The 12,682-nt window shown below is 69.2% G+C and carries 12 protein-coding genes; 4 read left to right on the plus strand and 8 right to left on the minus strand.

All coding sequences use genetic code 11. The annotated features are described in order from the left end of the window. Position 1: 1 nt before the first annotated feature. The 3 genes from HHX41_RS22370 to HHX41_RS22380 all read left to right on the plus strand — a co-directional run bounded on the left by HHX41_RS22370 (position 2) and on the right by HHX41_RS22380 (position 1,199). A complete protein-coding gene (locus tag HHX41_RS22370) occupies positions 2-382 on the plus strand; it encodes a hypothetical protein (protein WP_182907585.1) in 381 nt (126 codons plus the stop codon). A gap of 65 nt (positions 383-447) precedes the next feature. Next, positions 448-849 (plus strand): hypothetical protein, encoded by a 402-nt coding sequence (locus tag HHX41_RS22375; protein ID WP_182907586.1) that lies wholly within the window; start codon positions 448-450, stop codon positions 847-849. Further along, entirely contained in the window at positions 846-1,199 is a 354-nt protein-coding gene (locus HHX41_RS22380) for a hypothetical protein (protein WP_182907587.1), read from the plus strand. The genes HHX41_RS22375 and HHX41_RS22380 overlap by 4 nt, the downstream gene beginning before the upstream one ends. 103 nt (positions 1,200-1,302) lie before the next feature. Here HHX41_RS22380 and HHX41_RS22385 read toward each other — a convergent pair whose 3' ends face one another. Next, positions 1,303-2,253 carry a hypothetical protein gene (locus HHX41_RS22385; RefSeq protein WP_182907588.1) on the minus strand — a complete coding sequence of 317 codons (951 nt, stop codon included), beginning with the start codon at positions 2,251-2,253 and terminating at the stop codon, positions 1,303-1,305. Positions 2,254-2,496: 243 nt separating this feature from the next. Between HHX41_RS22385 and HHX41_RS22390 the strand changes: the two genes are divergently transcribed. After that, entirely contained in the window at positions 2,497-3,219 is a 723-nt protein-coding gene (locus tag HHX41_RS22390) for a hypothetical protein (protein WP_182907589.1), read from the plus strand. 198 nt (positions 3,220-3,417) lie between these two features. On the opposite strand, the gene HHX41_RS22395 is transcribed toward HHX41_RS22390, so the two are convergent. The 7 genes from HHX41_RS22395 to HHX41_RS22425 form a co-directional block, all read right to left on the minus strand. Then, a complete protein-coding gene (locus HHX41_RS22395; protein ID WP_111699068.1) occupies positions 3,418-4,335 on the minus strand; it encodes an NlpC/P60 family protein in 918 nt (305 codons plus the stop codon). Further along, positions 4,332-5,228, minus strand: coding sequence for a replication-relaxation family protein (locus HHX41_RS22400; protein ID WP_182907590.1), 897 nt, complete (start codon positions 5,226-5,228; stop codon positions 4,332-4,334). The genes HHX41_RS22395 and HHX41_RS22400 overlap by 4 nt, the downstream gene beginning before the upstream one ends. 20 nt (positions 5,229-5,248) lie before the next feature. Next, positions 5,249-7,720, minus strand: a complete 2,472-nt coding sequence (locus HHX41_RS41915; RefSeq protein ID WP_182907591.1) for a helicase HerA domain-containing protein — start codon at positions 7,718-7,720, stop codon at positions 5,249-5,251. Further along, positions 7,717-9,534 (minus strand): VirB4 family type IV secretion system protein, encoded by a 1,818-nt coding sequence (locus HHX41_RS22410; RefSeq protein ID WP_182907592.1) that lies wholly within the window; start codon positions 9,532-9,534, stop codon positions 7,717-7,719. Before HHX41_RS22410 ends, HHX41_RS41915 begins: the two co-directional genes overlap by 4 nt. Continuing rightward, positions 9,534-10,478, minus strand: coding sequence for a PrgI family protein (locus tag HHX41_RS22415; RefSeq protein ID WP_182907593.1), 945 nt, complete (start codon positions 10,476-10,478; stop codon positions 9,534-9,536). The genes HHX41_RS22410 and HHX41_RS22415 overlap by 1 nt, the downstream gene beginning before the upstream one ends. Next, positions 10,475-11,917, minus strand: coding sequence for a hypothetical protein (locus HHX41_RS22420; RefSeq protein ID WP_182907594.1), 1,443 nt, complete (start codon positions 11,915-11,917; stop codon positions 10,475-10,477). The genes HHX41_RS22415 and HHX41_RS22420 overlap by 4 nt, the downstream gene beginning before the upstream one ends. A gap of 191 nt (positions 11,918-12,108) precedes the next feature. Beyond that, positions 12,109-12,483 (minus strand): pilin, encoded by a 375-nt coding sequence (locus HHX41_RS22425; protein ID WP_310742123.1) that lies wholly within the window; start codon positions 12,481-12,483, stop codon positions 12,109-12,111. Positions 12,484-12,682: the final 199 nt, after the last annotated feature.

Below are 12,682 nucleotides of genomic sequence, written 5' to 3' on the forward strand. Positions count from 1 at the left end.
CATGACCACCACCCGCGCCGACGCGAGCCGGGACGACACCGAGGCGTTCCGCTTCCTGGCCTGGGCCTGGAACGTCACCGCCGCCAAGACGTACGCCAACGGCAGGACACCCGAGGGGCGGCTGTCCCCTCGCGCATGGGCAGGCTTCCTATCCGCGATCTGGATAAACGAAGACCACACCAGCGAGGTGGACCTTTCGGCCCCGCTCATCGCCGTCCCTATCCCGAACGCCGGGCCCTTCATCATCGACGGCTGGCACCGGATCGCCCGCGCCCTGCGCGAGCAGGTTGCCGAGCTATCGGTGATCATCCTGACCGAGCAGGAGGAATACGACTGCCGAATCTACGGCGGCGACAAGGTTCCCACCGCCCGGTTCCGCTGACCCCATCCCAACCGGCGGCCGGGCGGCGATCCGGCCCCATCACCCGTACCAAGGAGCGATCAATCATGGAAACGCTGGAAGCACTCATACGGCGCAACGAGCGCACCAGCCGGGCCAAGTACGAAGCGGCTGCGGCCGAGCTGACCCGCCAGCTCGAAAGGCGTTACCGGCTGACGTCCACGGTCCTGCAGGAAGTGACCTACGCCCAGGCCCATCACGTGTGGTGGGACATGGTGCTCATGCAGACCGACAAGTACGACGTGGAGGTAGAGGAGGCTCTCGGCATTGTCCGGTCCTGGACCACCCGCTACGTGGAGACTGCCCTGCCCGGGGCCGTACCCCTTCCCCGTGCGGCGGAGACTGGGGTCACAGCCGCCGACCTGTTCGAGCATGCCTTGTCCGTCACCGGCCTGGAGGCAGGCCACCGCTTCCTGTCAGCCACTGAGGGCGGTCGGGCGGCATCATGATGACCGAGGTCGAGACATTCCGCCTGATGGGGTGGACCTGGGACGTTTCCGCCGCCAAGAAGTACGCGGCAAGTCGTCACCCGGGTGGGCACCTGCGGCCGCGTCACTGGGCCGGTCTGCTCGCCCTGATCGACGTCGACCAGGCGCACGCCGAGCTGGTGGACCTGAGCGAGCCGTTGATCGCCGTACCAGCCTCACCCCGGGGTGGAGCGCTGGTGATCGATGGCTGGCACCGTATCGCCCGTGCGTTGCGGGAAGGGGTCACCGAGTTGCCGGTGATCTTGTTGAGCAAGGAAGAGGAGTACGCCTGCCGGATTCACGGCGGGAGCAGGTGCTACGGCTGGGCATAGCTGCCCGGCGGTGCAGGTGGTGTGCCCCGGTCGTGCAGGACATGTGCGCGGCCGGGGCGTACCTCCTGCACCACCGGAGGCAGATGACCGGATCGGACAAGCTTCATTGGGGCGGAGAGGAAGCGGAGGCGGCGCGCTGCTGCTGAAGCCGCTTACGGAGCGCATCGAGGGACACCTTTCCTTGCGGCGTCTCGACCCGCCAGAAGGTCCAGCCGTTCACCTCGTACCCCGCTAGCTCCTGCGCGGGGTTGGACACCGCCTCGCGCCGCGTACCACGGAACTGGAGGCTGCCGTCGGGATTGACCACGGCTGTGTCTGTGTGGGACCGCGACTTGGGGACGAGGACCGTCCCGGGAGGCACCAGGCCCTCTCGAACCAGGTCGATCAACTTGATGTCGCTCTTGGTCTTCGTGGACTTCTTCCCCTTCGGCGTCGCCGCGCTTGGGCTCGAGGTCGCGACGACAGGACGGCCAACCTCGCTGGTCGTCTTTCCTCGCTGGCTCTTTCGCAAGTCGAAGACCCGCCGCCCGGCGATGGTAGGGGTGGCGGTGAGCCTGTGGCCGAGGATGTGCAGCGTGTGCAACACCGGGGGAATGTAGGTGCGCAGGCTGAGCTGCTCCTCGATGGAGATGCTGTCGTCCTGGGGCCGGTTGCCGTTGTGCAGTTGGACCTGGCCCGAGGCGTGCAGCAGGTCGTAGAGGTGGCCTTCCAGCCAGCCGGCCTCGGCGCTGTTCAGCGTCTTCTTCGAGTCTCGGCGTATGAGGATCGCCCGATACCAATGATCGCGGGCCTTGAGGTGTTCACGGAGACGGCTGCGCAGTCCCCGGGAGGCGGCCTTGCCCACGTAGGCGCCCCACCGGCCCACGAGGTCGGGGCGGTCGAGGAGCAGGTAGACACCAGGCACGTCCCACTCGGGATCCAGGCGGGTCAGGGTGGCGCGTTCGGTGACCACGATCCCGACCACCGAGTGCTCAACGGTGATCACGAAAGGGCCGTCCAGCGTCAGGGGAAGGGACACGCTCAGATGCGCAGTGGTGGGCTCCTGTACCTGCATGCCCCCGGGCCTCCTTTGATCACGAGCGAACCGAGATCTTCTTGGAGGGTACCGAAGCGATACCGTCACCGGTCGTGTGTCGCGAACGGTTCGCACTCAGTCCGTTGGAGCTGCCAAGCGCTCCGTCTGAGCTGGAGTCGAACTCTCATGCCGATGTGCGGATGCCTACGAGTGACGGCGAGCCAGTTCTGTCGGTGCATGCGCATACATTGCCGCTGTCCGAGTCAAGAGCAGGGGGCAGAGATGTTCGATCGCGACGTGGACTATCCGACAGCGGTTGCTAGCCATGACGAAGAGGGAGTGGACGCGGCCATCGACTGGTGCTGCCAGCACTTGGAGGACGGCGACACGCTGACCGTATGGACCGGGTATAAGTCTGACCTGCAGACTGCCTCGCAGCTGGAACAGCTCGTGAATCGGCACTCCAACGTCAAGCATGTCATCGGCAGGGGCGGCGGGTCCGTCCGTGGCAAAGGCCCGGTGCTGATGGCGTGGGCAGGCATGGACGACATCGGGAAGCTGGTGCGGTACGGCGGCCACAAAATCCGGGCGCTGTGCGTTATCGCCTGGAACGAGGATGCGATCAGGCCGTGGGTATCAGCCGCAAGGCCAACGGTCCTCGGTGATGGCTCGGCATGGGAGGGCTCGACACCCGAGCTGGACCCCGTTGTTGTTGAGGAGATGAAGAGCCTCACCCTGACGGTCAACCACAACAACACCATCTCGGCAGGCTTCGAGAAAGACAAGGTCGTGAGCACCCTGCTCGCACTTCATGACGCTGGCATCCGAATGGATGGTGTGGCGATGCAGGGCTGGGCCCTCGCAAACGGGTGGTCCGGTAAGAACCCTAAACACCTGGCCAAGTACGTGGAGGACATCAACGCAGGCAAGCGCCCCCGTTGCAATCACGTGCTCCGAGCGGACTACATCGACGACCTTCGGCGCCGAGCTGCGGAGGGCGAGTAGAGTCCCACCGTCCCTGAGCCTCCTATCCCTCGAGGAATTCTCCGCGATCTGGCTTCCGCCGGGCGAGCTGGGTGAGCGGAGTCTTGTAGCCGCGCCCGAGGCGGCGGGGTTCTTGTCCCCGGAACGAGCGAGCAGGCTGCTGGCCAGTCTTGCCGCTCGCGACCCCGGGACTGTGCACCTGGAAGACGGCCTGTCTCCCTAACGAGCTTCAGAGGCGATCGGCCGCGTGAAGCCGACGAGGTCTGCCCGCTCGTACAGTGCGATTTTGACGACCTCGCGGCTGTTGGGGGCGTGAATCATCTGCCCGTTCCCGATGACGATGCCGACGTGGCCGGGGCCATCCTGCTCCATTCGGAAGAAGGCCAGGTCTCCTGGCTGCTCCTGCCCGGCTGGGATGCGCGAGCCGTGCCGCCATTGGTCGGCGGCGACGCGGGGGATGGTGATTCCGGCGGCCTGGAAGGCGCGCATCGTGAGGCCGGAGCAGTCGAAGGCGGCCGGACCTTCGGCTCCCCATCGGTACGGTTTGCCGAGCTGGGCGTAGGCGTAGGCGATGACGGCGGCGACCTGCTCGCCGGGGATGACGGGCACGCAGGAGCCGGTGAACGTGTCGACTACCTGCTGGGCGAGCGCTTCCCATCGCGCGTATGCGTTGGGGGTGGCGGATCGCTGGACGGCTTGGGCGGCTTTGGTGAGCGGAAGCTGTTCCCACCTGCGTACGGTGACGAGCCGCTTGTAGAAGCTGCGGGAGGCGTAGGCCGGGTCGAGGATCTGCTCGGGAGTTCCCCAGCCTTGGGAGGGACGCTGTTGGAACAGCCCGAGGGAGTCCAGGTGCCCATGCGGGAGGTTGCGCAGCCCGGATTCCTGGAGGGCGGTGGCGACGGCGATGACGGCGGCACGGGCCGGAAGCCCGAGCTGCAAGGCGGTCTGGATGATAAGGGTGGCGTTTCCGCGCTGTTCCTCGTCCAGCTCCGCGACAGCCCCGGACCGGATATCAGCGGGCGCGGCGAGGACGCAGGTCGTGTCTCCGCCGGAGCTGGTGAACATGCCGGTGGCTGCTGCGGTGAAGGCGATGACGAAGAGCAGGAGTACGGCGGCGCCGGCCGCGGCGGCGTTCATCTCTCCTCCCCTTCGGGGCCGTCCGTAGCCGAGCCGAGGAGCATCTCTGGCCAGGCAACGGCGAGCTCGGCGAGCCGGAGTCTGTTTCCGGTGGCACCAGCGGGGAGCCAGATTGGTCCGGCAGGGCCGTCGCCGAGGCTGGTGTGCGTGGCGGTGGCGACCGGCACTTCTACGCGATCGAGTCGCTGGCGGAGGTGGGCCTCGCGGGCGGTCCCGGGTAGCCAGATCAGCACGGGTGTGGTGATGCCGGTGGCCTCGGCCAGGTTGGCGTAGTCGTTGAGCTTGGCGGCCACCTTGGTCAGCGGTTCGGTCCCGGTGTCGTGTTCGAAGAAGAAGTCCAGCTCCCGGCCGTTTTCCGTCCAGCGGCCGTAGGCGTCGGGGCGGGCCAGGTCTCCCCACAGTTCGACGCAGCGACGTTCGGGCCACCACTTCCGCACCGTCGCCTGGCTTTGGGAGCGGCGGGCGTAGGCGTGCAGGTCGGCGAAGAAGTCGTTCACCCCGATCTGATGGGCCAGCCGGGAGGACAGGCAGATCGCTATCGCGGTGTCGTAGCGGTAGCCGAGCTCGGCCACGGTGATGTTCCGGTTCGCGGCCAGGGCGGCGGCACCGGCCCGTCCTAGCACCCAGTGCGCAGGGGCTGATCCTGCGCCGTACGGTTTCCAGGGCCGGAACCGGGTGAGGGCACCGAGCCGGTGCAGGATGCCGAGGCGGCGGCGGGTCGGCTGGGGCAGCGTGAAGAAGATCTTCTGGATCTGGTGGGTCGTGAGGACCCGGTGCTCGTGGACGCAGGTAAGGATCCGGTAGTCGCGTTCGGTGAGGCGGGCGGCCAGCTCGGCGAGGGCGGCGGATTCGAGGCGGGATTGCCCGAGCTGAGCGCGGTGTGCTGGTGTCATCTTCCTCCTCGTGGTTGTGGTCAATCAGCGCGAGGGTCCCGGCCACGTCCGCTCCGTCGCGCTTTCCGTCGGGACTGTTGCTCGGTCGCTCTGCCGATTCCTGCCGTCCCCGCGGCGTTGGCGGGTGTGGTGAACCGGTCGCGGGAGGCTTGCCGGATCGCTGCCTCGCGTCCGGGAACGGCGGGCGGCAGAGGCCGGGTGCGCAGGGTAAACGCCGGGGTTTGCTGGCCGCCGGCGACCACCCGGGCGACTGCCTGGAACGCCCCGAGGTGGGCGAGGTCGTAGGGGGTGACGAGCGGAGCGGTGTGGGTTTTGAGCTCGCCGGCGTCCTTCGGTGAGACGGCGAAGTAGATCTTGTTGCGGGCGTCGGCGGACAGGGCTTCGCGTAGGTCGGCGGGGAGTTGGTCCAGGTGCTGGTGGGCGAGCACCAGCGAGAGGCGGTAGCCGCGGGCCTCGGCGAGGACGTCGTTGATGTGGCCGGGCAGGTTCAGGAAGTTGTGGCACTCGTCGATGTACAGGGCCGCGTCGCGGCGGTTGGTCTCGGCGAGAGTGGCGCGGCGGGTGGCGGCCTGCCAGGTGTGGGCGAGCAGGATCGACCCGAACAGGCGCGCGGCGTCGTCGCCGAGGATGCCCTTTGGGAGCCGGGCGAGCACGAGGCCGCCGTCGTTCAGGAGCTGCCCGATGGGGACGGTGGTGGCTGGACTGGTCAGCGCGTGCCGGATGAAGGGCCGTAGCAGGACGGCACGCAGCTTGTTCATGACCGGCCCGATCACGCTGGCCTGTCCGGCGGGGGTGAGCGCCTGGTAGGAGTCCCAGAACCCGCGCAGCAGCTCATCGTCCAGCCGGGCGGTGACCCGCGTCCGGTAGGCGGAATCGGTCAGCAGCCGGGGGACGTCGGCCAAGGTGGCGCGGGGGCCGAGCACCTTGGTGAGGGTGAGGCAGGTGGAGCGGAGCAGATCATCCACCCGCGGTCCCCATGCGGAGGAGAAACAGCGGTGGAAGATCGTGACGATCGAGTCGACCGCGAACGCCGGGTCGGGCCCGGCGAGCACGTTGATCGCCGGAGGCCGGGCCGGGTCTTGCGGATCGAAGACGACCGTACGGCCGACCGCGGAATCGGGGAGCCGGGCGAGTACGTCGGTGATGAGGTCACCTTTGGGATCGATGACCAGCGCTCCACGCCCGGCCTCGGCGTCGGAGAGGATCATGTTGGCCAGCAGGGTGGATTTGCCGACGCCGGTCGCGCCGAGGACGTGGACGTGGTGGCGGGCATCGGCCACGGTGAGGGCTACGGGCCGCGTTGGGCCGCAGTCGGCGTCCCCCAGCATCCGCACCGTACCGGGGGCCCCGCCACGCGGCACGGCCGGTGATGGGGCGATGGGACGGGCCGCGGCGCGGGTGATGCCGGGGGCGTCGGCGTCCCACGGCAGGTGCGCGAGCGCGGCCAGCTCGCTGACCGACAGCAGATAGCCGCCGTCCATCCGCCGCAACGCGAGCACTGAAGCCGGTCGCGGTAGCCGGCGCCTGCGCAGGTACTGGTGGCCGGAGGTGAACACGGCGAAGACGCCGGCCAGCGTGTGTGCCTGCCCACGCAGCCGCTCGCGCGTCGCCTCACCGGATGCGGTCGAGGTGACGGCGTAGCGAAGCACGATCTGGTAACGCGGCTGACCTGATTTTGTGAGGATGGCGCGGATCTGCTCGGCTCGCTCGGGAAACATGCGGGCCAGCTCGCCGGGATGAGCATGGCCGGACATTGGCGCGAGTTCGTCCAGGACCTGACCGATAGGGTTGCTGGTGGGTGCGCCTCGGAGTGCCGCCGCCGCGCGGTGGGCTCGGCGCAGTCGGCGGCCGGTGGCGGGCCGGGCCAGGATCTGGACGATGGCCTGCTCGCCGGAGCGCAGGCCGCTCATCGCGGTGAGCAGGGGACGAACTGGGTCGTTAGCGTGGTCGATCTTGAGAGGAAAATGCTCGGCCCTGCCCAGTACGAGATGCCCGCCTGCTACTTGGAAGCCGGAGAACAAGGACGGCTCTGACGGACGGGTGGTGACAGTGGCGCCTGGCCACGCCGCCTGGATGGCCTTCTCCACCAAGCCCGGTGGGACGACGCCAGGCACCCACATCCTGACGCGAATCCCGGCCTCATCGGCGAGGTACTCCCATGACAGATGCGGCTGGCCGTAGAGAGCGCGCTTCCAGGCGGGGCGCAGCAGGCCGATGAGCTGACTCCACAACACGACCGCGGCCTTCGGATCGCACTCGGGAGGGGAGGAGATCTCGATCAGGCGGGCACCGGGCTCCAGCCACGCGTGCCGCACCCGGACGAGCGCAGCGCGCATCATCGCGAGCGCTGACAGTGCCACTGCGATGACGAGCGCGACCTTCCAGCCGTAGGTCAGGAAGAGTTCCGGCAGCCGGGCGGGCAACTCGCGGAAGAAGTCCAGAACAGCCTGCACATCACGGTCGTCGAGATCGCACAGAAGGCACTCGGTCACAGCGGATCACCGTCCTCCTCGTCCTCATCCCGGACGAATGCGGATACGAGCGGTGGAGACGCGGGGCCGTCGCGAGACTCGCGGCGGGCCAGCTCGGCGAGCTCGGCCGGATCGGTCGTGATCAGCTCCGCCTCGGCGGGAGAGGCAATCACCTGGAACGCGATCCGGCTGGCCGGCCCAGCGACGAGGAGGGCCTCGCCGCGCTCCGCGGTGAGCAGGAACTGCCGCTCGCCCTCCGACAGGCCGAACGCCTCCCCGATCGCGCCGATCGCCTGCGGGGCCTGGCGGAGCAGGATCTGACCGGCGGCATTGGCGACGATGGCCTGACCGACTTCGGAGCCGAGCAGGTCGGCGGCGTCCTGGGTGACCACGGCCAGGCCCGCCCAGTGCTTACGGGCGGCCTTGGCCATCCGGAACAGGAACCGCGCGCCTGCGTCCTCGCGCATCAGCAGCCACGCCTCGTCTACGACGACGAGCCGCTTGCGCCGGTCGCGAGGGTTGGCCACGCGCCGCCAGATCGCATCGAGTGCCAGGAGGGTGCCGACCGCTTTCATCTCCTCGGGCAGGTCGCGCAGGGAGAAGACGATGAGGTGGCCGGAGGGGTGGGTGGTGGTCGGCCCGTCGAACAGTTCGCGGTAGGAGCCGGTCACGTACGGGGTGAGCTGCACAGCGATGTCCTCACCCTGTGGATAACCGCCGAGGGTGGTGACGAGGTCGCCGAGCAGCGGGGCGGGCCTGGACCAGGTGGCCGGGTCGCGGGTGATGCCTGCCTCGGTGTAGGTGGTGAGGACGGCTGTGTCCAGCGTGGCGCGGATGTGCGGGCCGAGTGACGCCTGGCCGAGCATGGTGGCGATGAGGGTCTGCAGGAACAGCGCCCGCCGAGCGAGCACGTCATCACGGGGGCCGTGGCTGGCCGGGAGGTCGAGGGGGTTCCACCGGACCCCGGTTGCGCCGAGCCGAAGGTAGGTGCCGCCGATGGCCTGGGCGAGCCGGGCGTACTCGTCCTCGGGGTCCACGACGGCGACCTCGACCCCTTGATAGAGCAGCCTTAGCGTCTCGAGTTTGGTGAAGAAGCTCTTGCCGGCGCCGGACCGCGCCAGGGTGACGGAGTTGTGGTTGTCCTGGGCGAAGCGGTCCCATAGGACGACGCCGGAGCTGGAGGCACTCAGCCCGTACAGCACCGCGCTTCCGGAGGCGGGGACGGGCAGGTCGGGCGAGGTGAACGGGAACGCCGCCGCCAACGCGGTGGTGTCGAAGCTGCGCGTCAGCCCGATTGCGTCGGTGGCCAGCGGCAGGCAGGTCACCCAGCCCTGGAGGGCGCGGAAGGTGGCGGGCTGGGCGTCCAGCAGGAGTGAGGCCGCCAGCGCGCGGACCCGCTCCACCTCCGCGGTCAGGTCCTCCTGGCTTGCGGCGTGGACGGTGAGGTACAGGCCGACTTTGAACAGGCGGCCGTGTCCTCGGGCGAGGCTGGCGGCCAGCTCGGTGGCGTCGTCGGCGGCGGTCTCGGTGTCGAAGTCCTGCAGCCGTCCCTGCTGGGCGTCGGCCTGGCTGGAGGATTCGAGCCGGGCGAGCTGGCGGCGCAGCCGCATCGCGGCGACCGCTTGCGGGATCGGCTCGATGTGCAGGCTGACGTCCAGGCGGCCCGGGTAGGTGAGCAGCGGTTCCAGCCAGCCCGCGCCGACCTCGCGCGGGTACCCGGTGACGGCGAACGAGGCCAGCACGCCGTTCGGCAGCGTGAGGGTCTGCGCGCCCACCTGAAGGGCGCCGGGGTGGGCAAAGCTGCTCGGTGCGGGCTTGGTGCGGCGGAGTTTCATCAAGCCTCCAGACCACTGATCAACTCGTCGGGAAGTGCGGTCCCGGCCGGATGCCAGCCGCCCGGGTCCAGGCACTCGGTCAGCACCCGGCTGGCCGCGTCGGCGTTCAGCACCGCGGCGGCGACGCCGAGGGCGGCAAGGGCGCGTTGGGTCTCGACTGCGTAGCGCAACACCACCGCGGCCGAGGCGTCCCGTACGGTCGAGCGCCGCCCGCGAGGCGGATGCGGGTCGCGGATGACGATGAGCACCTGCCGGGCCAGAAGATCCCGGGAGGCGTTGAGCTGGTTCAGGAACGCGGCGTGTTCGGCGGCGGCATGGGCCAGCGCCGGATGCGGAAGGTGCTCGGCCCGCTGCTCCAGAACCTCGACCAGGCCGGCGAGATCGACCGGGCGGGCGCGGACGAGGATCTGCACGGTGGTGTCCAGGGAGTTCAGCCACCGTCCGAACGCCCCGACCAGCGACGCCTGCTCATCGGCGGTGCGCAGGTGGAAGGACAGGGTGGAGGTCTCCACCAGCACCGCGGTCCCGCCATCGGCCAGTTCCAAGGCTCCATCGCTGCGGACCGCACGAACGGGCAGGCGCAGCGGAGCGGGAAGCTTCCCACGCAGCCGGCACCACCTCGGCGGCGGCACGACGCCATCCGGCGCGGCCACCACTTTCTTGGGCGAGCGCAGGAACAGCACGGCGGCGAGGGTGAATCGGTCGAGGGTGAGGCCGTCACGGCGGCCGAGCGCGAGCGTCGCGCCGAGCGCCACCAGTGGCAGCACCACGGCGGCGATGACCACGACCGGCACCACCTGCCGGAAGAGGTAGTAGATGGAAGAGGCGAGAGCACCGGTGACGGCGAGGATGGCCAACTGCCGCGCGGTGAACCCATAGGCGATCTTGTCGGGGCGAGCGACGTCTGCCGGTATGCGGACGATCAGTGGCTCGGAGTCGTTCACCTCTCACCTCGTTTCGGCATCCGGCGCGGCGGCGGGTCGAGCCGTAGCCGGAGCTGCCGGGGCCGTGCGGGACGGGTCGGCATGCCGGGCAGCAGGTCCTGCACGTACGGCGGCTTGGGCCTGATCCACGTCCCCTTCACCGGCGGCGGTGCGGGGGAGGGCGCGGGTGGGCGCGGGACGCGGGTCACGGGGAACGGCAACGCCAACTGCTTCCCCTGGTGCGCCTTACGCGAAGACGCAGGGGTGATCCCGAGCGGCAAGGCGAGCTGCTGTGCGGAACGGGAACTTCCCGACGCGGAGCCGGACGGGCTGGGGCGGGTAGGCGGGTTCATGGGCTTGCCTCCCGAGGCGGTAGGAGGTGAACCGGCGGCGGACGAGGCGCGCCGCGCCGTGGGGCGGGGCCATACGGTGCGGGAACCCGTGCCGTGCCGGTGGGCGGTGACCGTGGGACCGGGTGAGGGGCGTGAGCGGGCTCCGCGGAACACGCCGCCGAGCGCGCCCAGGGTCTTGTAGACGACCACGCCCTTGACCGCCCGCATCAGCAACTGCGGCTTGGCCTGCTGCCAGATGCTCCGCGCGACCCACCCCGGGATCTTGATCAGCACGTACAGCAGGCCAATCAAGATCAGTACATCCAAGGCGCTCCCGGCGGGGGAGGGCCGCCCGGCGGCGAACAGGTCGCGGGAGTCGGTGAGGTGGACCTTGAACGCCAGCAGCAGCACCAGCGCCTGCAGGACCTGTATGGCCAGCACCCCGGTGAAGGCGCGCCACCACAGCCGGGCGATCCCCTCGGTCTGCGGCAACGCGTGGCACAGCAGCGCGAGCGGAGCAGAGATGATCAGGAACAGCAGCAGAGTGACGCGGATGACCGCGATGAACGCCAGGATCAGCCCCAGCAGCACGCTGCCCCCGGCCAGCAGCACCAGATACAGCGCGGCATTCACCGGATCGCTGACGACGGCGGCGACCCTGCCGGCCAGCAGATTCCCGGCCCGATCGGCGTCGACGCCCGTCCCGACCAATCCGTCGACCAGGCCGTTGGCGAACCGGACGGCATACTCACTGATCGTCAGTGAGCTGTTGCTCAGGATCGTCGCCAGCACCAGGCGCGGTATGAGATCCACCGCTGTGGTCGCGGTCTGCACGCTGCCGTACGCCATGACGATTACTCCGCCCGCCAGGACGAACAGCACGAGCAGCGCGTTGGAGACCACCCTCACCTGGCCTGTCAGCTCGCGCACTCGGGAAAGCAGCGCCGGCGGCGGGGAAGAGAGCAGAGTCCGTCCGACCATCGCGAAGGCCGGGTTGACCGCGTCGCGGACCAGGTCGGTGAACCAGCCGTTGACGGCCTTGTTCACCTTGCAGCCGACATCCATCCAGCCGCACTCGCCCTTCCCCGTGGGCTGGGCAGGTGCCGTCGTGGGAGCGATCCAGCTCACCTGTGGTGAAGGAGACTGCGACGGCGCCGAGGTTGCCGTCGGTGCCGGAGTCGGCGTCGCCGGAGCGGCGGACGCGGGGCTCGCCATGAGCAGCGCAAGCGCGGCGGTGACCAGGGCGAGAGGGACGAGGCGACGGATGCGAGCGCCGCATTTGGCAAGGCCCGGTCCGTGAGAGCTTCGGCGGTTCACGGTCAGGCTCCCACGACGCCCTTGAGGATGCTGACCAGCAGCGGCGCCAGGGTCGCGATGCCGTACCCGATCCCGGCGTAGCGCAGAGTCTTCTTGGCCGCCTCGACCTCACTCGGGTCGCCACCGGCGAGGATGTAACGGACACCGCCGATCGTCAGAAACAACGTGGCGAGGGCGACGAGCAGGCCGACGATGACGTTGCGCAGGTTGTCGATGACCTCGTTCAGCGACGACGGCGCGGCCAAGACGTCGGAGGCGGTACCGGTGTCGCTGATGGCCCACGCGATGCTCGTCTCGATGAGCAGGCCGAGCGTCATACCGGTCGCCACGGCGGCGACGGCCCGCACGGTCTGGCGTCTGGTGCGGTGGGATGTCACTGCTGCCTCCTGAGTCATTGCCGGTGATGCCTGGAGGTAGGTGCCGGGAAGCACGCACGCCGCCGGCCTGCCGTGGCCTGGTGGGCGTCCTCCTTCGCATGGGCTGGAAGTTCCGATTCCGGTGGGTGACAGGGACCGGTGGCCGGAGTGCGGCCCGGCGAGCTCGGAAGATGCGCCCGTACTTCCCTTGCACCTGTGG

Source organism: Microbispora sp. H13382 (assembly GCF_014161445.1).
GTDB lineage: Bacteria > Actinomycetota > Actinomycetes > Streptosporangiales > Streptosporangiaceae > Microbispora.

Bases quoted from the DNA above. Each gene is read 5' to 3' on its own strand.
- HHX41_RS22370 (WP_182907585.1), top strand. From the start codon at position 2: ATGACCACCACCCGCGCCGACGCGAGCCGGGACGACACCGAGGCGTTC.
- HHX41_RS22375 (WP_182907586.1), top strand. From the start codon at position 448: ATGGAAACGCTGGAAGCACTCATACGGCGCAACGAGCGCACCAGCCGG.
- HHX41_RS22380 (WP_182907587.1), top strand. From the start codon at position 846: ATGATGACCGAGGTCGAGACATTCCGCCTGATGGGGTGGACCTGGGAC.
- HHX41_RS22385 (WP_182907588.1), bottom strand. From the start codon at position 2,253: ATGCAGGTACAGGAGCCCACCACTGCGCATCTGAGCGTGTCCCTTCCC.
- HHX41_RS22390 (WP_182907589.1), top strand. From the start codon at position 2,497: ATGTTCGATCGCGACGTGGACTATCCGACAGCGGTTGCTAGCCATGAC.
- HHX41_RS22395 (WP_111699068.1), bottom strand. From the start codon at position 4,335: ATGAACGCCGCCGCGGCCGGCGCCGCCGTACTCCTGCTCTTCGTCATC.
- HHX41_RS22400 (WP_182907590.1), bottom strand. From the start codon at position 5,228: ATGACACCAGCACACCGCGCTCAGCTCGGGCAATCCCGCCTCGAATCC.
- HHX41_RS22410 (WP_182907592.1), bottom strand. From the start codon at position 9,534: ATGAAACTCCGCCGCACCAAGCCCGCACCGAGCAGCTTTGCCCACCCC.